The organism is Sphingobium sp. KCTC 72723 (assembly GCF_014280435.1).
Taxonomy (GTDB): domain Bacteria; phylum Pseudomonadota; class Alphaproteobacteria; order Sphingomonadales; family Sphingomonadaceae; genus Sphingobium.
The window spans coordinates 1,958,410-1,977,057 of record NZ_CP060388.1 but is presented as its reverse complement, the minus strand read 5'-3'; the positions used below and the strand labels follow the sequence as shown (position 1 = coordinate 1,977,057).

18 protein-coding genes are annotated in these 18,648 nt (G+C 63.8%); 14 read left to right on the top strand and 4 right to left on the bottom strand.

All coding sequences use genetic code 11. The features are described 5' to 3' along the window. The first annotated feature begins 42 nt into the window (after nt 1-42). From SPBM01_RS09800 to SPBM01_RS09790, 3 genes are all read left to right on the top strand, one after another. Nucleotides 43-1,308 (top strand): aspartate kinase, encoded by a 1,266-nt coding sequence (locus SPBM01_RS09800; protein ID WP_188065315.1) that lies wholly within the window; start codon nt 43-45, stop codon nt 1,306-1,308. Between the two features lie 196 nt (nt 1,309-1,504). After that, the gene (locus SPBM01_RS09795) at nt 1,505-2,518 is read left to right on the top strand and encodes an NAD(P)H-dependent flavin oxidoreductase (RefSeq protein ID WP_188065314.1); all 1,014 of its coding nucleotides are present in this window, start codon (nt 1,505-1,507) and stop codon (nt 2,516-2,518) included. 86 nt (nt 2,519-2,604) lie between these two features. Further along, entirely contained in the window at nt 2,605-3,450 is an 846-nt protein-coding gene (locus tag SPBM01_RS09790) for a hypothetical protein (protein ID WP_262504381.1), read from the top strand. Nucleotides 3,451-3,459: 9 nt separating this feature from the next. Here the strand turns inward: SPBM01_RS09790 and SPBM01_RS09785 are convergent, their stop codons facing one another. Next, nucleotides 3,460-3,846, bottom strand: a complete 387-nt coding sequence (locus tag SPBM01_RS09785) for a winged helix-turn-helix transcriptional regulator (protein WP_188065313.1) — start codon at nt 3,844-3,846, stop codon at nt 3,460-3,462. Between the two features lie 101 nt (nt 3,847-3,947). On the opposite strand from SPBM01_RS09785, the gene SPBM01_RS09780 reads away from it, so the two are divergent. The 5 genes from SPBM01_RS09780 (at nt 3,948) to SPBM01_RS09760 (ending at nt 6,945) form a co-directional block, all read left to right on the top strand. Next, entirely contained in the window at nt 3,948-4,688 is a 741-nt protein-coding gene (locus SPBM01_RS09780) for an SDR family oxidoreductase (RefSeq protein ID WP_188065312.1), read from the top strand. 120 nt (nt 4,689-4,808) lie between these two features. Continuing rightward, nucleotides 4,809-5,171, top strand: coding sequence for a DUF1428 domain-containing protein (locus SPBM01_RS09775; RefSeq protein WP_188065311.1), 363 nt, complete (start codon nt 4,809-4,811; stop codon nt 5,169-5,171). A gap of 18 nt (nt 5,172-5,189) precedes the next feature. After that, complete coding sequence (locus SPBM01_RS09770) at nt 5,190-5,993, top strand: VOC family protein (protein ID WP_188065310.1); 804 nt, start codon at nt 5,190-5,192, stop codon at nt 5,991-5,993. Continuing rightward, complete coding sequence (locus tag SPBM01_RS09765) at nt 5,990-6,481, top strand: VOC family protein (protein ID WP_188065309.1); 492 nt, start codon at nt 5,990-5,992, stop codon at nt 6,479-6,481. Before SPBM01_RS09770 ends, SPBM01_RS09765 begins: the two co-directional genes overlap by 4 nt. Beyond that, a complete protein-coding gene (locus SPBM01_RS09760) occupies nt 6,478-6,945 on the top strand; it encodes an SRPBCC domain-containing protein (protein WP_188065308.1) in 468 nt (155 codons plus the stop codon). The genes SPBM01_RS09765 and SPBM01_RS09760 overlap by 4 nt, the downstream gene beginning before the upstream one ends. 36 nt (nt 6,946-6,981) lie before the next feature. On the opposite strand, the gene SPBM01_RS09755 is transcribed toward SPBM01_RS09760, so the two are convergent. The 3 genes from SPBM01_RS09755 to SPBM01_RS09745 form a co-directional block, all read right to left on the bottom strand. Then, nucleotides 6,982-8,274, bottom strand: a complete 1,293-nt coding sequence (locus SPBM01_RS09755; RefSeq protein ID WP_188065307.1) for an oligogalacturonate lyase family protein — start codon at nt 8,272-8,274, stop codon at nt 6,982-6,984. Between the two features lie 188 nt (nt 8,275-8,462). Continuing rightward, nucleotides 8,463-9,632 carry a pyridoxal phosphate-dependent aminotransferase gene (locus tag SPBM01_RS09750; RefSeq protein ID WP_188065306.1) on the bottom strand — a complete coding sequence of 390 codons (1,170 nt, stop codon included), beginning with the start codon at nt 9,630-9,632 and terminating at the stop codon, nt 8,463-8,465. Between the two features lie 124 nt (nt 9,633-9,756). Continuing rightward, a complete protein-coding gene (locus SPBM01_RS09745) occupies nt 9,757-10,914 on the bottom strand; it encodes a pyridoxal phosphate-dependent aminotransferase (RefSeq protein ID WP_188065305.1) in 1,158 nt (385 codons plus the stop codon). A 150-nt stretch (nt 10,915-11,064) separates the two neighbouring features. Between SPBM01_RS09745 and ptsP the strand changes: the two genes are divergently transcribed. The 6 genes from ptsP (at nt 11,065) to ftsH (ending at nt 18,639) form a co-directional block, all read left to right on the top strand. Next, on the top strand, nt 11,065-13,338 hold the full coding sequence (gene ptsP, locus SPBM01_RS09740) for a phosphoenolpyruvate--protein phosphotransferase (RefSeq protein ID WP_188065304.1): 2,274 nt from the start codon (nt 11,065-11,067) through the stop codon (nt 13,336-13,338). Nucleotides 13,339-13,422: 84 nt separating this feature from the next. Next, nucleotides 13,423-14,301, top strand: coding sequence for a helix-turn-helix domain-containing protein (locus SPBM01_RS09735; RefSeq protein ID WP_188065303.1), 879 nt, complete (start codon nt 13,423-13,425; stop codon nt 14,299-14,301). A 74-nt stretch (nt 14,302-14,375) separates the two neighbouring features. Continuing rightward, nucleotides 14,376-15,326: a hypothetical protein gene (locus SPBM01_RS09730; protein ID WP_188065302.1), complete on the top strand. Its 951-nt coding sequence runs from the start codon at nt 14,376-14,378 to the stop codon at nt 15,324-15,326. An 8-nt stretch (nt 15,327-15,334) separates the two neighbouring features. Continuing rightward, complete coding sequence (gene tilS, locus SPBM01_RS09725; protein ID WP_410483054.1) at nt 15,335-16,279, top strand: tRNA lysidine(34) synthetase TilS; 945 nt, start codon at nt 15,335-15,337, stop codon at nt 16,277-16,279. 131 nt (nt 16,280-16,410) lie between these two features. Then, nucleotides 16,411-16,602 carry a hypothetical protein gene (locus SPBM01_RS09720; RefSeq protein ID WP_188065301.1) on the top strand — a complete coding sequence of 64 codons (192 nt, stop codon included), beginning with the start codon at nt 16,411-16,413 and terminating at the stop codon, nt 16,600-16,602. A gap of 87 nt (nt 16,603-16,689) precedes the next feature. Continuing rightward, a complete protein-coding gene (ftsH, locus tag SPBM01_RS09715; protein ID WP_188065300.1) occupies nt 16,690-18,639 on the top strand; it encodes an ATP-dependent zinc metalloprotease FtsH in 1,950 nt (649 codons plus the stop codon). The last annotated feature ends 9 nt before the right edge of the window (nt 18,640-18,648 follow it).

Sequence of the window (18,648 nt, the reverse complement as noted above, 5' to 3'; positions counted from 1 at the left end):
GGGACATTTTCTTTCTCACCAGCAAACAGGTTCGACAAGCAAATGGCGCGTATCGTGATGAAGTTCGGCGGCACCTCCATGGCGGGGATGGAGCGAATTCGCAACGTCGCCGCGCGTGTGAAACATGTCGTGGGGCAGGGGCATGAAGTCGCCGTCGTCGTGTCCGCCATGGCGGGGGAGACGGATCGGCTGGTCGGTTTCTGCAAGGAAGCATCCGCCCTCTACGATCCGGCCGAATATGACGTTGTCGTCGCAGCGGGCGAGCAGGTGACCAGCGGCTTGCTGGCCATGACCTTGAAAGCCATGGGCGTCGACGCGCGCAGCTGGCTCGGCTGGCAATTGCCGATCCGCACGGTGGAGGCCCATGCCAAGGCGCGGGTGTCCAGCATCGACACCGATGCGCTGGTCGCTGCCATGCAATCCGGCCAGGTCGCGGTGATCCCCGGTTTTCAGGGGATGATGGCCGATGGCCGCATCTCCACGCTGGGGCGCGGCGGGTCCGACACGTCGGCCGTCGCGGTGGCCGCAGCGGTGAAGGCCGATCGCTGTGACATCTACACCGACGTGGACGGTGTCTACACCACCGACCCGCGCATCGTTGCCCGCGCGCGCAAACTCGACCTCGTCACTTATGAAGAAATGCTGGAACTCGCCTCGGTCGGGGCCAAGGTGCTTCAGACCCGGTCGGTCGGCCTTGCCATGAAGGAAGGGGTGGTCGTTCAGGTGCTGTCCTCCTTCGATGATCCCACCCAGACCGACCTGCCCGGCACGCTGATCGTCAGCGACGAGGAACTGGAAGCCAAGCTCAAGGAAAGCAAGATGGAACGTCAGCTCATCACCGGCATCGCCCATGACAAGAATGAGGCGAAGATCATCGTGACCCGCGTGCCGGACAAGCCCGGCGCGGTCGCCAACATCTTCACCCCGCTGGCCGATGCGGCGATCAATGTCGACATGATCATCCAGAATGACAGCAAGGACAATGAGGAAACGGACGTCACCTTCACAGTCCCGCGCGCGGACCTCGCCCGCAGCGTCGATATTCTCGAAGCGAACAAGGACGCCATCGGCTTCCGCCGGATCATCACCGACACCGAAGTCGCCAAGATCAGCGTCGTCGGCGTCGGCATGAAAAGCCATGCCGGTGTCGCGGCCACGATGTTCCAGACACTGGCCGATCGCGGCATCAACATCGAGGCGATCTCGACCAGCGAAATCAAGGTCAGCGTCCTGATCGACGAGGACGAAACCGAACTGGCCGTCCGCGTGCTGCACACCGCTTACGGCCTGGACGCGCCTGCGGCTTGATTTTTCCTCCCCTCCCCTTCAGGGGAGGGGCCGGGGGTGGGGGTTTGCCCCATATGCTGCGTCACTTGGACAGCCCCCACCCCAACCCAGCAGGGGGTGAACAGCACCCCGTGCTATTCAGGTCATGCCGGGGGGCATGACCGACCCCCTGCTCCTGAAGGGTAGGGGCTTTTTGTGCTTGTTAAGGCTGAACCATATGACCAACGCCAAACTCACTGCCCTCATGGCGCGCGGCACCGACTTTCTCGGCAGCCGCAGCGCGATCCTGTGCGGGGCGATGAGCTGGGTTTCCGAACGCCATCTGGTGTCGGCCATATCCAATGCGGGCGGCTTTGGCGTCATCGCCTGCGGGGCGATGACGCCCGACCTGCTGGACCGGGAAATCGCCGCGACCAAGGCGCTGACGGACAAGCCCTTCGGCGTCAACCTCATCACCATGCACCCGATGCTGTTCGACCTGATCGACGTGTGCGCGCGCCATGACGTCAGCCATGTCGTGCTGGCCGGTGGCCTCCCGCCCAAGGGCAGCATCGAAGCGATCAAGGCCAAAGGGGCCAAGCTGATCTGCTTCGCCCCCGCGCTGTCCCTCGCCAAGAAGCTGGTGCGGTCGGGCGTCGACGCGCTGGTGGTGGAAGGGATGGAGGCTGGCGGCCATATCGGCCCGGTCGCGACCAGCGTGCTGGCGCAGGAAATCCTGCCGGAAATGGGGAGCCAGGTGCCTGTGTTCGTCGCGGGCGGCATCGGTCGGGGCGAAGCCATCGCCGCCTATCTGGAAATGGGCGCAGCCGGGGTCCAGCTTGGCACTCGCTTTGCCTGCGCCACCGAAAGCATTGCGCATCCCGCGTTCAAGAAAGCGTTTTTCCGCGCCTCGGCCCGTGACGCCATTGCCAGCGTGCAGATCGACCCTCGCCTGCCGGTCATTCCCGTCCGCTCGCTCAAAAATCCGGGGATGGAAAATTTCACCGCGAAACAGCGCGAAGTCGCCAATCTGCTCGATAACGGCACGGTCGACATGATGGAGGCGCAGCTTCAGATCGAACATTATTGGGCCGGTGCCTTGCGCCGCGCGGTGATCGATGGCGATGTTGAGGGCGGGTCGCTGATGGCGGGTCAGTCGGTCGGCATGGTGACGAAGGAAGAACCCGTCGCAGACATCATTGCGGAACTGATGGAACAGGCCGCTGGCGCGCTGGAGCGGCGAGCCGCCTGAAACCTTGCGGTGAACGGAGCGGTAGCCCTGTTCCCTCCGACGACAATGCCCGGCATGAGCAGGACATGGTCCCTTCGGAGAAATTGATGTTCGCACCGCGCCGTTTCGCAGGCCGCCTTTCGCTCGTGTCGCTGGCGGCGATCGCGGCCTGTTCGACGCCCACACCCCCGCCGCCGCCCACACCCCCGCCGCCGGTTATTTCGACTGTCCGGCCGCTGCCGCCAATGGGCGCGGTCGCGGGCATGGGCATCCCTGAAATTGGCGCGGACGGCAAATATGAAACCGCCAATCGCGGCGTCACGTCCAACACGGCGCTCTGGCATGTACGCATGGCGCTCAATGTCGCCGCGCTGTCTTGCCCCAATGCCGCCTTTGCCGCGCGGAATCAGTATAACCAGCTGCTCCATGTGCATCAGGCCGCGCTGAAAGAAGCCAACGCAGCGGTCGATCGCAATTATAACGCTGCCTATGGCAGCACGGGGGTCGCCTATCGCGAACGGTTGAACACCGTCGTCTATAATTTCTTCTCGCTGCCGCCGGTGACGAAAACATTCTGCCCGGTGGCGATCACCGTCGGGGCCAGGCTGCTGGCGATGCCATCGTCCGCCCTGCTTGAACATGCCCCTGTGGCGCTGGCCGAACTGGAAAAACCGTTTCAGGATTTCTACGCTGCCTATGCCGATTATCTACGGCGGCTGGCCGAATGGCAGTCGCGTTTCGGCGCGACCGTCACGGTCGTGGCATCGCCCACGCCGCTCCCGCCGCCGCCCCGTCCGCCCGCCGACGCGCCGCCAGCAGGCTATGCACCGCGCCTGCCGATGCTGCCGTCCGCCACCATGCCTGCGACCACGGCCCCTCGTACTATCCCGCCAGCTACGGTGCCGACCCAACCCAAACTCACGGTGCAACCCCTGCCCACCACGCAGGAATAGGCCGCAGCGTCAGTCGCGCGCGTCGAATCGGGCGCGCGCATCCTCCACCGTACCGAGATGCCGCTCGGCCCAGGTCCACACCCCGCAAAAGGCCGCGCTCAAACTATCGCCTAGCGGGGTCAGCGCATAGTCAACGCGCGGCGGCACCACCGGATGGACCGTGCGGGTGGCCAGCCCGTCCCGTTCCATCTGGCGCAACGTCTGGGTCAGCATCTTCTGGCTGATCCCTTCCACCGCCCGCGCGATCGCGGTGAAGCGCATCGTCCCGCGTTCCTCCAGCAATTCCAGCACCAGCAGCGTCCATTTGTCGGCGATTCGCCCGATCAGGTCGTTGACCAGCCGCTCGACACGCGGATCGAGCGGGGGATATTCTATATTTTTGCCAGCATCCGCCATTTCTTACCCCATAGTGTGTATAGCACTTTACGGTGCCTTCTTTCCAAAAGAGAGCATAGGCGGCAAACAGGGAGCAGGCCACAATAAACAGGAGCATCCCCATGCAGACCACAGGCAACACTATCCTCATTACCGGCGGCGGATCGGGCATCGGCGCGGCGCTGGCCCACGCATGGCACGCGGCCGGCAATCAGGTCATCATCGCGGGACGGCGGCAAGCCGTACTCGACGCCATCGTCGCCGACCATCCCGGCATGGCGGCGTTGACGATCGACATGGAAGATCCCACCAGCCTCACTGCCTTTACCGACGGGCTGCTGGCGGATTTCCCCGCGCTCAACATCGTCGTCCACAATGCCGGGATCATGGTGGCGGAAAACCGGATCGACCTCGCCATCGCAGAGGCCACGATCGCCACCAACCTGCTCGGTCCCATTCGCCTGACCCACGCGCTGCTACCGCATCTGATGGCGCAGCCTGCCGCCAGCCTCGTCACCGTCTCGTCCGGCCTCGCCTTCGTGCCGCTGGCCGCCACGCCGACCTACAGCGCGACCAAGGCGGCGATCCATGGCTGGTCGCTGGCGATGCGCGCGCAACTGGCGGGCAGCAGCATAGAAGTGATCGAGATCGTCCCGCCGGGTGTCCAGACCGACCTGATGCCCGGCCATGCCGACAATGAGCAGATGATGCCCCTGGCCGACTTCATCGACGAAGTCATGGCGCTGCTGGCGCAGCAACCCGCGCTGCCCGAAATTCATGTCGATCGCGTCAAATTCCTCAGCGAAGCGACCCGGCGCGGCGATTTCGACACAGTGTTCGCCGCGCTCAACGACGCGCACTGACCCCGATCGCACGGGGGACACGCTTTCCCCCCTGCGACTTGAGCAAAGCGGCCATATCCTCAATACTCCCCCGCGAGTCGGCTGCGTGGCCCCGCGCAAGCGACGCAGAGGAGAGAGACGATGGCCTATATCGACGGTTTCGTAATTCCCGTGCCAGCCGGCAACCGCCAGAAATATAAGGATCTGGCCGCTTTTGCCGCGCCGATCTTCATCGAATATGGTGCCTTGCGCGTGGTGGAATGTTGGGGCGACGACATAAAGCCCGGCAAGACCAATGATTTCACCACCGCCGTCATTGCCGAGGAAGGGGAGGAAGTCGTCTTTTCCTGGATCGAATGGCCCGACAAGGAAACCCGCGACGCCGGGTCGGCAAAGGTGATGGAGGACGAACGGATGCGCCCGCCCGAAGGACAGGAAATGCCCTTTTCCGGCGCGCGGTTGATCTATGGCGGCTTTGCCGTGATGGTCGACGCCAAAGCCTGAACGCGGGGGACACGGACGATGACCGATTTTAACGGCCAGTTTTTCTGGCATGAACTGATGACCAGCGATCCGCAGGCGGCGCTGGCTTTCTACACCGATGTCGTCGGCTGGACGACGATGCCCTTCGGTCCCGATGGCGACTATATGCTGGTCGTGGGCAGCGCCGGGCCATTGGGCGGTGTAATGGCGATCCCGCCGGAAGCGAAGGATTGCGGCATGACCCCCTGGTGGGGCGGCTATATCGGGTCGGCCGATGTGGATGCCGACGCCGCGCGCCTTGCGGCCGCTGGCGGCAGCATCAAACGCGCGCCGGAGGATATTCCAGGTGTCGGCCGCTTCGCCGTGATCGGCGATCCGGGCGGCGCGACCTTCATGCTGCTCAAAGGCTCCAGCCCCGACGGCATGGCCCCGCCGCCGCCTAACGCGCCCGGTCATGTCGGCTGGAACGAGTTATATGCGGGTAATTTCGATGCGGACCTGGCCTTTTACACCGGCCAGTTCGGCTGGACCCGGGGCGACGCCATGGATATGGGCGACATGGGCAGCTACCAATTGGTGTCGCAAACCGGCGGCAGCGATTTTCCGAGCATGGATGCAGGCATCATGCCCCGCCCCGACGTCATGCCCGTGCCGCTGTGGCTGTTCTACTTCACCGTGGGCGACATCGACGCAGCAGTGGAACGGGTAAGCGCGGGCGGCGGCACATTGCTCAACGGGCCGATGGAGGTGCCGGGCGGTTCATGGATCATCCAGGCGCTCGACCCGCAGGGCGCGATGTTCGCACTGGTCGGCACCCGTGCCGATGCCGGGGAGGGGGCATGACCGCCATTGCCCCCTGCCTGTGGTTCGACGGACAGGCGGAGGAGGCCGCGCGCTACTATGTCGGGATTTTCGGCGGGTCGGTCGATCATGTCAGCTACTATCCCGACGAAAATCCTTCCCCTTCACCCATGCAGGGCGGCAGCGTGCTGCTGGTCGAATTCACTCTGTTCGGGCAAAGCTATCAGGCGCTGAACGGTGGCCCGCAATTCACCTTCGACGAAGCCATTTCGCTGTCGGTCGGGTGCGAAGATCAGGCGGAACTGGATCACTATTTCGACGCGCTGACTGCCGATGGCGGGAAGGATGGACCCTGCGGCTGGGTGACGGACAAATATGGCCTGTGCTGGCAACTGGTCACGCGCGCGATCATGGCCAATTATCATAGCGATGACAGAGCCGGAATCGCCCGCATGGTGCAGGCGATGATGACCATGCGCAAGCTGGACACTGCCGCGATGCAGGCGGCCTTTGACGGGAAAACAGCATGAACGGCGTGGCGCATGAACTTTCCGTCACCTGCCACATCGCCGCCCCGCGCGGCATCGTGTGGCAGGTGTGGGTGGATTTGAAGGACGAATGGTTCTGCCCCAAACCCTGGCGCGCGCGGGTGATAGAACAGGATCTGCGCCCCGGCGGCCGCAACGCCGTGCGCATGTTCGGTCCCGATGGCGAAGATACCGGCCCGATGGAGGGCGTGATCCTCGACATCGTGCCGCAGGAACGAGTTGTCACGACCGACGCCTATGCCGCCGGATGGGTGCCGCAAACGCCTTTCCTCACCGCGATCTGGACCTTCGCCGACGAAGGCCACGGCACCCGCTTCACCGCCACCGCCCGCCACTGGGACGCGGAAGCGAAACAACGCCACGCCGACATGGGCTTCCACCCCGGCTGGGACGACATGATGGCCCAGTTCAAGGCGCTATGCGAAACATCGGCGGCTAGTGCGTAAATATTCTCGCCAGCAAGGGGAGGATGCCAAGCCACCCTACTGCCCCTTCGCCACCTCCACCGCATAGATGGCAGGCTTGCCCTCGATATTGCTGCGATAGACCAGCCATTTGCCGTCCGGCGTGAAATGCTGGTTGGGTTCCAGCGTATAGTCATGCGCGGAAAGGTCGGCGATCCGCTGCGTCTCCAGCGTGCCGGTGGCGATCAGCCGGTCACCATCCAGCGTGTCGCGCGCCCGGTCATTCTCGTCAGGGCGGGGGTGGAACAGGCTGATATATTTGCCGTCATTGCCGCCATCGCCCGAAAAATAGCGGCCATCGGGCGACGAACTGAAATGATAGCTGCCCTGTCCCGGCCGCAACGCATACCAGCGCCGCGCCCCGCTCACCACATCCTGCCCGGCCAGCCAGCGCACCCCCTGCGGCTGGATCAGGTCGTACCAGATGGTCCGACCGTCCGGCGCCCAATATTCATGGCCCGCAATCTCGCCCTGCATGATCCGCTGGTGCAGCTTGGTCTTGCCGCTCCCGTCGGTGCGGATGGTCCAGATGCGGTCGATCTTCTGCCACGGCCCTTCATGACAATAGGCCAGCAGCGTGGGATCGGTCGGGGAAAACTGGACATGGTTCAACCAGTCGCTTGACCGGGTAATGGTCCGCATCTGCCCGGTGCGAATGTCCAGGCTGAAAATCTCCATCGGCACCTGTGCGTCCAGCCGCGCGGCCATCCATTGCTCCTTGGCCTGCGCAAAGCTCAGCGGGCGGCCCTGCGCATCGACACCGGCATAGCCGGGCGATCCGGTCTTGGGATCGCGCTTGCCCTGCGCGGCGATGGCGGGCGGCGGCGGGGCCAGTTCGCGATGCCCGGCCAGCAGCGTGTCGTCGGCATTGATGGATTCGATCCGCCCGCCGGCCATATCGGCGATATGGCGACGCTTGCCGCTGTCCAGGTCCACCGACCAGACCACCGACGCCCCTTCATTGGCGGTCCCGCCGGTCGGGTTCGTCGTATAATAAGCGACATTGGCGCGATGGCCCACGAACAGCAGCCGGTCAACCTTCTCCTTCAACACCAGCCGCGTCGCCCATGTCCCGGTATCGGCGACCCGAATCCCCTCCGGCGTCAGGTAGACCATGCGCTTTCCGTCCGGGGTGAACGGGTTGTAGTTGAAATAGAGCGCATAATTGCCCGGCCGGTCGTCCACGCGGACGATGCGATGTCCGGTCGTCCTGTCGGTCCAACTGGCCGGAGCAGAAGACGGCCCAGCCATCGCCGGACCCGCGCTCAGCAAAGCGATCGCCAGTCCCATGCCGCCCAATGTCCCAGCCATCCCATCCTCCATCAGTTCAATTTGTGGAACATGATACTGCATAGAGGGATTTAATGGCAAGGGCGAGGCGGGATGCAATATCGCACCCTATGTCTCTCTCGCTGTCGCCAATCACGCAATGACTGCTGATGCAGGAAGGGGCGCCCGGTTGCCCGGACGCCCCTTCCTGCAATCTGTAAAGGCTGAATTTACGCCTTGTAGACCTTGTCCACAGCGGCGCAGAATTTCGCCATGTCGTCGGCCGAACCCACGGTCACGCGCGATACGGTGGGCCAGATCGGCCAGTTGCGGCCAATCTGCACCTTTTCCGGCGCAGCCATCAGCGCGGCCTGCATGTCCTTGGCTGGCTTGGTTTTCCAATCGACCATGAACATATTGGCCTCGCTGCCCGGATGGACCATGATGCCCTTCTTGGTCAGCCAAGCGATGGTCTGTTCGCGCGCAGCAATCATTTCCTTGCGCCGCGCGACGATCAGGTCGGCTTCCTTCAGCACGGCATTGCCGCACGCCATCGCCGTGATCGACAGGCCACCGGCCGATGGGCCGAACAGCATGATCTGCTTCTGCACTTCGGGATCGGCGAAGGTGAGGCCCAGGCGAATACCGGCCATGCCGAACAGCTTGGAGCAGGTCCGCATGACAATGATGTCCTTGCGGGTGCCGATCAGCGACGCCGCGCTCGGCGCGTCGGAGAAGTGGAGATAGGCTTCGTCCACCAGCAGCATCGAATCGGCGGGCTTATTGTCGAGCAGCCATTTGATGTCGGCGATCGGCGTGATCGTGCCGGTCGGGTTGTTGGGCGTGCAGACATAATAGAGGCCCGCATTGGGATTGGCGGCCAACATGCCCTTGACGTCATGGCCCTTGCCGACCGGCTGCGGCACCTTCTTGATCGGCGCCTTCATGAAATCGGCCGAGCGCCAAGCGGATTCGAACGTCGGATCGGCAGTCACCAGCCCCTTGGTCGGCGAGCAATAGGCCGCCACGATGCTGACCAGCGGGCCACCCGAACCAGGCCACAGCTGAATGTGCGATTCAGGGATGCTCTCGACCGTGGCGACCGTCTTGATCAGGTCGTTGCGATAGGTGTCGGGATCATACCAGTTGCCCAGCGCACCGGCGGCGGCGATTGCCTGCACACCCGACGGGAAGGGGCCGGTCCAGCATTCGTTCGAACCGATACGCACCGCGCCCTTGACGCCGCGCGCGGCCTGCTGCTGCGCCATCGCAAAATCGCCCAGCATGGTGCTGGCGGCAACGCCCGCGCCCAGCATCGCGGTGATTTCTGCCAGCTGGCGGCGCGAATAGCCGCGCGCCATCATATCTTCTTGTGCATCCTTGCCCAGCATCATGGTCATGTCATCTGTCCCCTTGCGTCCGCAAATGGCGGGTTCTCTGGGTCAAACGAAAGGGCGGCGCATTTCCGCAATGCGCCGCCCCGTTTTTTCGCAATTTTATGCTGAAAAATACTGGAAATCAGACTCAGGCCTTCCACACCTTGTCGATCGCCGCGTTAAAGGCATCCATTTCCGTCGCAGAACCCACCGACACGCGCGAAACATTGGGCCAGACGGGCCAGTTGCGGCCAATCTGCACATTGGCGGCGAGCAGGGCGGCCTGCATGTCCTTGGCGGGCTTGCCCCAATCGACCATGAACATGTTCGCCTGGCTGCCGGGAATGACCTTGATTCCCTTCTTTTTCAGATGCGCGACCGATTTTTCGCGGTTGGCGACCATTTCGGCCCGGCGCGCCTTGATGAGTTCGGCTTCCCCGACCGAAGCGATGCCGCACGCCACAGCCGTCATTGGCAGCATCGCTGTCACCTGGCCCCCGTCATAACGCATCATCTTTTCCATCAGCTTGGGGCTGGCGAAGGTGAGGCCCAGGCGCATTCCGGCCATGCCGAACAGCTTGGAGAAGGTGCGCAGGATCAGCACATCGTCGCGGGTCGCGGCCATCTTGGCGGCGTTGGGACCATCGACCCAGTGGATATAGGCTTCGTCCACCACCAGGATCGCGTCCTTGGGCTTGTTGTCGGCCAGCCACTGAATGTCGGCGATCGACGTAACGGTGCCGGTCGGGTTGTTGGGCGAACAGACATAATAGACGCCCGCATTGGGGTCCGCCGCCAGCATTGCTTTCACGTCATGGGCATAATCCTTGGTCAGCGGCACCTTCGTCACCTTTGCGCCGATCCACGCGCCGGTGCGCCAGATCGCCTCATAGGTCGGATCGCCAGTCACGATGCCGCGCGTGGGCGACGCATAGGCGACGGCGACCCGGCTCAGCGGATCGGACGATCCGGGCCAGGCGACGATGCGATCGGCCGGAATACCTTCGACCGCAGCGACCGCATCGAACAGCTTTTGATGCTCATTGTCGGGTTCGTATCGATTGCCTTCGCTCACCAGTTTGAAGGCGGCCTGCGCGGCGACGGGGAAGGGGCCGGTCCAACATTCGTTCGCGCCGATCCGAACGGCACCCTCGACGGGCTTGGCCGCCTGCTGCGCGCCCACGCCGACGGTGCGGATCGCCGCTGCGCCTGCGCCCAGCAGCGCCGTTGCCTTCGCCAACTGGCGGCGCGAATAGCCGCGTGCGACCAGATCCTGCGTGAAAGATATATTGTCGTGCGTCGCCATGGTCCCCATTCTCCTACCCAGCATTTGATCCATTTGCCCTGTCGGACGAATGTACGACATCTTCCCGCCATGCCAATGACCATTGCGCATCGATTGGCGTTGCATGAATCGCCTTGGAAAGCGGCCCGTGCATCTGGTAGCGCATATATCATGCTCAGCACACCCGCCGCCGCCGCTCGCCAGATCCTCACCCGCTTGCAGGAAGTGATGGCCTCGCGCGCCAGCGCGCAGGCCAAGCTGAACAAGGTGGTGGAGATTATCGGGGAATCGCTGTCGAGCGAGGTCTGCTCCATCTATCTGGTGCGCGAAGGCGTGCTGGAACTGTTCGCGACGCGCGGGCTGAAACAGGAAGCGGTCCATGTCACGCGCATGGCGATGGGGGAGGGGCTGGTCGGCCTGATCGCCACGAACGTGGAAACGCTCAACCTGGACGAAGCAGCTTCGCACCCCGATTTCAGCTACCGCCCCGAAACCGGGGAAGAATTGTTCCACAGCTTTGCCGGCGTGCCGATCGTGCGGCGCGAACGGGCGTTGGGCGTCCTGTGCGTGCAACATGCCGAACCGCGCAAATATGAGGAAGTGGAGATAGAGGCGCTTCAGACCGTTGCCATGGTGATGTCCGAACTGATCGCCAACGCCGAACTGGCCGATGACGGGCCAAGCGATCTGCGCATCACTGATACCGGCACGACTTTGCTGCATGGCCTGCCGCTGGTCATGGGCATGGCGCGCGGCCATGTCGTCTTCCACCAGCCGCGCGTCCATATCGAACATACCGTCGCGGAAGATACGGAGGCGGAGCGGCAGCGCGTGGTGTCGGCCTTTGCCAAGATGCGCGAACAGATCGACCGGATGACCGGCGCGGCGGAATTTGGCATGGAAGGCGAGCATCAGGAGGTTTTGGAAACCTACAAGATGTTCGCCTATGACGAAGGCTGGACCCGCCGCATCAACGAAGCGATCGACAGCGGCCTGACCGCCGAAGCGGCGATCGAGCGGGTGCAGCAACGCACCCGGATGCGGATGCGCCAGATCGACGATCCGCTGCTGTCCGACCGGATGCACGATCTGGAGGATCTGGCAAACCGGCTGCTGCGCATCGTGTCGGGGCAGCTTGGCACGGCGGCGCAGATGGGCCTGCGGCAGGACGCGATCCTGATCGCGCGCAACCTGGGTCCGGCCGAACTGCTGGAATATGATCGCCGCCGCCTGAAGGGCGTCATTTTGGAAGAAGGGTCTTTGACCGCCCATGTCACCATCGTCGCGCGCGCTATGGGCGTGCCGGTGTTGGGCCGGGTGCGCGACATTCGCCATCTGGTGAATGAAGGCGACCTCATCCAGATGGACGTCAATGCCAATGCGTTGCTCGTGCGCCCGACCGCCGACATGGAAGAGGCGTTCGACAACAAACTGCATGTGACGCAGAAGCGCCGCGCCGAATTTGCCGCGATGCGCGACCTGCCTTCGGTCACTGCCGATGGGCAGCGGGTCGAACTGATGGTCAATGCCGGTCTGCGGGAAGATGCGCAGGCACTCGACATGGTCGGCGCGGACGGCATCGGGCTGTTCCGCACCGAATTTCAGTTTCTGGTGTCGGCCACCCTGCCGCAGCGGGAAAAGCAGCAGCGCCTCTACAAGGATGTGCTGGACGCCGCAGGCGACCGCCCCGTCATCTTCCGCACCGTCGACATCGGCGGGGACAAGGCTTTGCCTTATATGCAGAAGGATGACGAGGAGCTGGAGGATAATCCGGCGATGGGCTGGCGCGCGCTGCGTCTGGCGCTGGACCGCGACGGATTGATGAAGGCGCAGGCGCGCGCCCTGCTGGAGGCCAGCGCGGGCAAGGTGCTACACGTCATGTTCCCGATGGTGTCGGAACCGTGGGAATATGAGGAAGCCCGCGCCCTGGTCGAACATCAACGCGCATGGTTGCTGGCGCGCAAGAAGAAGCTGCCCATCGCGGTGCGCTATGGCGCGATGCTGGAAGTGCCGGCGTTGGCCGAAGTGCTGGACATATTGCTGCCACGCCTCGATTTCCTGTCGATCGGCACCAACGACCTGACGCAATTCCTGTTCGCTGCCGACCGCGCCCATCCGCGTCTGGCCGAACGTTATGACTGGCTCAGCATTGCGATCCTGCGCTTCCTCGACCGGGTGGTGCGCACCTGCAAGGACTATCAGGTGCCGGTCGGCGTCTGCGGCGAAATGGGCGGGCGCACGCTCGAAGCCATGGCGCTGGTGGGTCTGGGCATCCGTCGCCTGTCGATCACCCCGGCGTCGGTCGGCCCGGTCAAGGCCATGATCCGGGCTATCGACGCGGAAGAACTGCGGGCATTGATGCGCGAACTGCTCGATGGCGGCGCGCGCGACATTCGCGGGACGCTGACCCAATGGGCGGTCGAACGGAATATCGAACTGGGTTGAGATGAGCCGCAAAGGATTGACGCGGCGTTGACAATCCCCGCCTCACAGTGAGACAAGGCCCACCGACAAAGGTCGCGGAGCAGCATGGCAGACGAAACAGACGTGGAAACCGGTGCAAATGGCGCGCCGGAAATGCAGCCCGGTACGCCGGGTGCAAAGTTGCGCGCGGGGCGGGAGGCGATCGGCCTTTCGCTGTCCGACGTGGCGACCCGTACACGCATCGCCCAGCGTCAGTTGGAAGCGGTGGAGCGGGATGATTATGCCGCTTTGCCGGGGATTCCCTATGCCGTCGGATTCGCCCGCGCCTATGCTCGCGCCATCGACATGGACGATGTCGCAATCGCCGCCGATGTGCGTCGCGCCGTGCATGAAAGCGATATGGGTGCCAATCGCTACGAAGCATTCGAGCCGGTCGATCCGACGCGCGTGCCGTCCCGTGCGCTTGCCTGGACAGCCGCGATTATCGTTGTGGTTCTGGTTGCGGGCTTCACCATCTGGCGCACCCAGATGTTCACCGCCCCCACCGGGGAAGAAATCGCCGCACAGGAACAGGTCGGCCCTGCCGCCGCCCGTCCCGCCGGCCCGGTGCAGGTCGTCGCACCTGCCGCCCAGCCGGTGGTGTTCACGGCGATCGACGACGTATGGCTGCGGATCTATGACGAAGCAGGCGAGCGGCTGAAAGACGGCCTGATGAAGAAGGGTGAGAGTTTCACCCTGCCTGCCAACGCCCGCAATCCCATGATCTTGACGGGCCGCCCGCAGGCGCTGTCGGTCACGGTCGGCGGCAAGGCTGTGCCGCCGCTCGGCGCGCCCGATCGCACGATCGCCGACGTCGCCGTCAGCGCTCAGGCGCTGCTGGCGCGCGGTAACCCGGCTGCACCTGCTGCGTCGCCTGCCGCGCCCTTGGCCACGCCGCCTGCGCCCACGCCCACGCCCACGCCCCTTGGCCAGGGCGCGAACTGACCTGCCACATGTCGCGCTTTACCGCGCCGATTAACGCCTTATGGTTAAGGCGATTACGTTAGCCGGGGAACATCATGCGTCACGCTTTTTTCGCGACATCCGCCTTGGCTTGGGGGGCGCTGTTCGCGCTCGTGCCTTCCGCCTCTGCCCAGAATGCGCCGGTGGAAACCCGCGTCGACCGGCTGGAAAAGGAAATGCGCGCGGTGCAGCGGAAGGTATTTCCCGCCGGCACGCCGATCGAGGCGGAAATCACCCGCCCCACCACACCCGGCATCGCCCCCGGCACGCCATCGTCCGCGCCCATTGCCGACCTGACGGCGCGGGTCGGTGCGCTGGAATCGCAACTGGCGTCCATCACTGGCCAGGTCGAGGAAAACAGCTTCAAACTCAAACAACTGGAAGACGCCTTCACTAAATATAAGGCGGAAGCCGACGCGCGCATGGCGCCACCCGAAGCGCCCCCTGTCGCCCGCCCGACCGCCGCAGCGGAGATTGTAGGCGATACGGCACCCGTCGCGACGAAACCGGCCACGCCCAAGCCCGCCACGCCCAAAGCTGCCGCCCCGGCCCCAACCCCGGTCGCCAGCGAAGCGCGCAAGGCTGCCGTCGCCGCGATCGAGCAGCCCGACACGGGCGATGCCGCCATGGATGCCTACAGCTATGGCTATCGCCTGTGGGACGCCAAATTCTATCCCGAAGCGCAGGCGCAGCTGAAGGCCACGGTCGAAAAATATGGCACCGCATCGGTCGCCAGCCGGACGCAGAACCTGCTCGGCCGCGCCTATCTGGATGATGGCAAGCCCGCGCTGGCTTCCGTCGCCTTCTACGAAAATTATCAGAAACGCCCGCGTGGTGATCGCGCTGCCGACAGCCTCGCCTATCTTGGCGAAGCGCTGATCCAGCTCAAAAAGCCCGCCGATGCGTGCAAAGTCTATGCGGAACTGGAGCAGGTCTATGGCACCACCCTGTCCGCCAGCCTGCGCGGTATGATGGACAAGGGCCGCACCAAAGCCAAGTGCAGCTGAACGAAAAACTGGACGAGGCGGCATGTGTCGCCCGGCTGATCGCGGCTGTCGAAGCGCTGGTCGGTGGGGGAGGCGACACGGCACGCTTTGGTATCGCTGTATCGGGCGGGCCGGACAGCATGGCGCTGCTGGCGCTGGCCATCCACGCTTTCCCCGGTCGGGTGGCGGCGGTCAGCGTCGATCATGGCTTGCGCGCCGCTTCTGCCGACGAAGCCGCGATGGTCGCCCGCTGGTGCGCGGGGCAGGGCATCGACCATGCGATCCTGACGCCCGACGCCCCGTTAGTGGGCAATCTCCAGTCCTGGGCGCGCACGCAACGCTACGCCCTGATCGAGCAATGGCGCGTGGCGCAGGGCATCGACTGGATCATGACCGCGCACCATGCCGACGACCAGCTCGAAACGCTGCTGATGCGGCTCAACCGGGGTTCCGGCGTAGCCGGGCTGGCTGGGGTGCGGGGGCGGTCGGGCCGTGTGATCCGGCCCCTATTGGCGGAGCGCAAGGCAGACCTGCTTGCCTTTGCGCAGACGCTGGACTTGCCGCATGTTCATGACCCGTCCAACGCCGACCCGCGTTTCGACCGGGCGGCGTTGCGCATGGCGCTGGCCGACGCGCCCTGGCTGAACGCGGCCGCAGCAGCCCGCAGCGCCGCGGCGCTGGCGGAGGCGCAGGACGCGCTCGACTGGTCCATGGCCGATCTGGCGGCGCGCCATGTGCGCGCGGATGGCGCAGGCTGGACGCTCGATCGCACCGACCTGCCACGCGAATATATGCGGCGGCTGGTGCTGTTGATGCTGGCACGAATCGATCCGGCGGCGTTGCCGCGTGGCGAAGCGATCGACCGGGCGATCGGCATCGCGGCGGCAGGCGGGCAATGCAGCCTCGGCGCGTGCCTGCTGCGTGGCGGTAGCGTCTGGAAAATCGGGCCAGCCCCGGCACGCCGATCCCGTTAGCGGTCGTTACGGAAAGGTTCCACCGCCCGGCGCGTTCGCCTCACGCCCTGTCGATTTTGTGCGCTGCAATGACCTTTTCTTAACGGCCATCATGGTTAATTCTTTTCTGGCAATTGCGGGGACAGGTGAAGATGGTGGAGTTTGCAGCACTGACATATGGCTTGCTGGCCAGTGTCATTCTTTCGGCGGCGCAGCGTAACCGCAAATTGGCACGGCCCCATCCGCCGATGCTCTTTTATCTGGGCTATCTGCTCTGTGGCCTGTCTGCAGGGCTGGCGCTGGCGCTGGCCTATGTTGCCGCCACCTTGTTAGCGGGCGTCTGAAACGCCGCGCACTGGCTGGCTTGCGCTTTTGCAGGCGCGCCCTATCTTGGTGGCAGCCCTATCTAGGCGGGCGAAAAGCGAGTGACGATGAACGACGACAAAGACCCGCAGGGCAACCCCTGGATCAAGAGTGCCATGATTTGGGCAGGCGTGATCGTCGCCCTGCTGCTGTTCGTGTCGATATTCGACGGGCGTTCGGCCTCGACCGCTGGCACCGGGATCGCTTATTCGGAATTTCGGTCCAAAGTGCAGGAAGGCCAGGTCAAGGACGTCGCCATCGCGCCGGACAAGATCAGCGGCACTTTGTCGAGCGGTCAGAAATTCAGCACTGTCCCGGTCAACGATCCCGGCCTCACAGGCCTGCTGGACGATTATAACGTCAAATATTCGGGTCAGGCGGAAGAGGGGCCGAGCTTCTGGCAGATCATGCTCTACCAGTCGCTTCCCTTCCTGCTGATCCTGGGCATCGCTTTCTTCGTGCTGCGTCAGATGCAAAAGGGCGGCGGCGCGGGCGGCGCGATGGGCTTTGGCAAGTCCAAGGCCAAGCTGCTCACCGAAAAACATGGCAAAGTGACGTTTCAGGACGTTGCCGGCATCGACGAAGCGCGTGAGGAACTGGAAGAAATCGTAGAATTTCTGAAGGATCCCACCAAATTTGCGCGACTGGGCGGCAAGATTCCCAAGGGCGCTTTGCTGGTCGGCTCGCCCGGCACCGGCAAGACGCTGCTGGCGCGCGCGATTGCGGGCGAAGCAGGCGTGCCGTTCTTCACCATTTCGGGTTCCGATTTCGTTGAAATGTTCGTGGGCGTCGGCGCCAGCCGCGTGCGCGACATGTTCGAACAGGCAAAGAAGAACGCGCCCTGCATCGTCTTTATCGACGAAATTGATGCTGTCGGTCGCCATCGTGGCGCAGGCCTGGGCAATGGCAATGATGAGCGCGAACAGACGCTGAACCAGCTGCTGGTCGAAATGGACGGCTTTGAGGCGAATGAAGGCATCATCATCGTCGCTGCGACCAACCGCCCGGACGTGCTGGACCCCGCTTTGCTGCGGCCGGGCCGTTTCGACCGTCAGGTCGTGGTGCCGCGCCCCGATATCGAAGGCCGCGAAAAGATTCTCGCCGTGCATATGAAGAAGGTGCCGTTGGCACCCGATGTCGACACGCGCACCATTGCGCGCGGCACGCCGGGCTTCTCCGGCGCGGACCTCGCCAACCTCGTCAACGAAGCGGCGCTGATGGCGGCGCGTCGCGGCAAGCGGCTGGTTGCCATGGACGAATTTGAAGCGGCCAAGGACAAGGTGATGATGGGCGCGGAACGCCGTTCCATGGTCATGACCGACGACGAAAAGAAGATGACCGCCTATCATGAGGCGGGCCATGCGATCATCGCCGTCCATGAACCGGCGTCCGACCCGATCCACAAGGCGACGATCATTCCGCGCGGTCGTGCGCTGGGCATGGTGATGCGCCTGCCCGAACGCGACAGCTACAGCTATCACCGCGACAAGATGCACGCGAACATGGCCGTCGCCATGGGTGGCCGTGTCGCCGAAGAAATCATCTTTGGTTATGACAAGGTGTCGTCGGGCGCTTCGGGCGACATTCAATATGCGACCAAGCTGGCGCGCGACATGGTCACTCAGTGGGGCATGTCCGACAAGCTGGGTCCATTGCAATATGAAGAACAGCAGGGCGAAACCTTCCTTGGCTATTCGCAAAGCGCGCGCGTCCACATGTCGGACGAAACAGCCAAGCTGATCGACAAGGAAATTCGTGGGCTGGTGGAGCAGGGCTATGCCCGCGCGCAGGAATTGCTGACGGGGCATGAAGCGCAACTGCACCTGCTCGCCAACGCGCTGCTGGAATATGAAACGCTGAGCGGCGACGAGATCAAGGCGCTGCTGGAAAAGGGTGAAATCACCCGCGACGATGGCACCACTATCAAGCCATCGGTCATCCCGGCGGCTGGCTCCTCCATCCCGCGCATCCGCAAGCGCAAGGGACCGTTTGGCGATCCCTCACCTGCTGGCGCATAAGCAACCGGA

Coding starts and splice junctions, on each gene's coding strand:
- SPBM01_RS09800 (WP_188065315.1), top strand. CDS start 43: ATGGCGCGTATCGTGATGAAGTTCGGCGGCACCTCCATGGCGGGGATG.
- SPBM01_RS09795 (WP_188065314.1), top strand. CDS start 1,505: ATGACCAACGCCAAACTCACTGCCCTCATGGCGCGCGGCACCGACTTT.
- SPBM01_RS09790 (WP_262504381.1), top strand. CDS start 2,605: ATGTTCGCACCGCGCCGTTTCGCAGGCCGCCTTTCGCTCGTGTCGCTG.
- SPBM01_RS09785 (WP_188065313.1), bottom strand. CDS start 3,846: ATGGCGGATGCTGGCAAAAATATAGAATATCCCCCGCTCGATCCGCGT.
- SPBM01_RS09780 (WP_188065312.1), top strand. CDS start 3,948: ATGCAGACCACAGGCAACACTATCCTCATTACCGGCGGCGGATCGGGC.
- SPBM01_RS09775 (WP_188065311.1), top strand. CDS start 4,809: ATGGCCTATATCGACGGTTTCGTAATTCCCGTGCCAGCCGGCAACCGC.
- SPBM01_RS09770 (WP_188065310.1), top strand. CDS start 5,190: ATGACCGATTTTAACGGCCAGTTTTTCTGGCATGAACTGATGACCAGC.
- SPBM01_RS09765 (WP_188065309.1), top strand. CDS start 5,990: ATGACCGCCATTGCCCCCTGCCTGTGGTTCGACGGACAGGCGGAGGAG.
- SPBM01_RS09760 (WP_188065308.1), top strand. CDS start 6,478: ATGAACGGCGTGGCGCATGAACTTTCCGTCACCTGCCACATCGCCGCC.
- SPBM01_RS09755 (WP_188065307.1), bottom strand. CDS start 8,274: ATGGCTGGGACATTGGGCGGCATGGGACTGGCGATCGCTTTGCTGAGC.
- SPBM01_RS09750 (WP_188065306.1), bottom strand. CDS start 9,632: ATGACCATGATGCTGGGCAAGGATGCACAAGAAGATATGATGGCGCGC.
- SPBM01_RS09745 (WP_188065305.1), bottom strand. CDS start 10,914: ATGGCGACGCACGACAATATATCTTTCACGCAGGATCTGGTCGCACGC.
- ptsP (WP_188065304.1), top strand. CDS start 11,065: ATGCTCAGCACACCCGCCGCCGCCGCTCGCCAGATCCTCACCCGCTTG.
- SPBM01_RS09735 (WP_188065303.1), top strand. CDS start 13,423: ATGGCAGACGAAACAGACGTGGAAACCGGTGCAAATGGCGCGCCGGAA.
- SPBM01_RS09730 (WP_188065302.1), top strand. CDS start 14,376: ATGCGTCACGCTTTTTTCGCGACATCCGCCTTGGCTTGGGGGGCGCTG.
- SPBM01_RS09720 (WP_188065301.1), top strand. CDS start 16,411: ATGGTGGAGTTTGCAGCACTGACATATGGCTTGCTGGCCAGTGTCATT.
- ftsH (WP_188065300.1), top strand. CDS start 16,690: ATGAACGACGACAAAGACCCGCAGGGCAACCCCTGGATCAAGAGTGCC.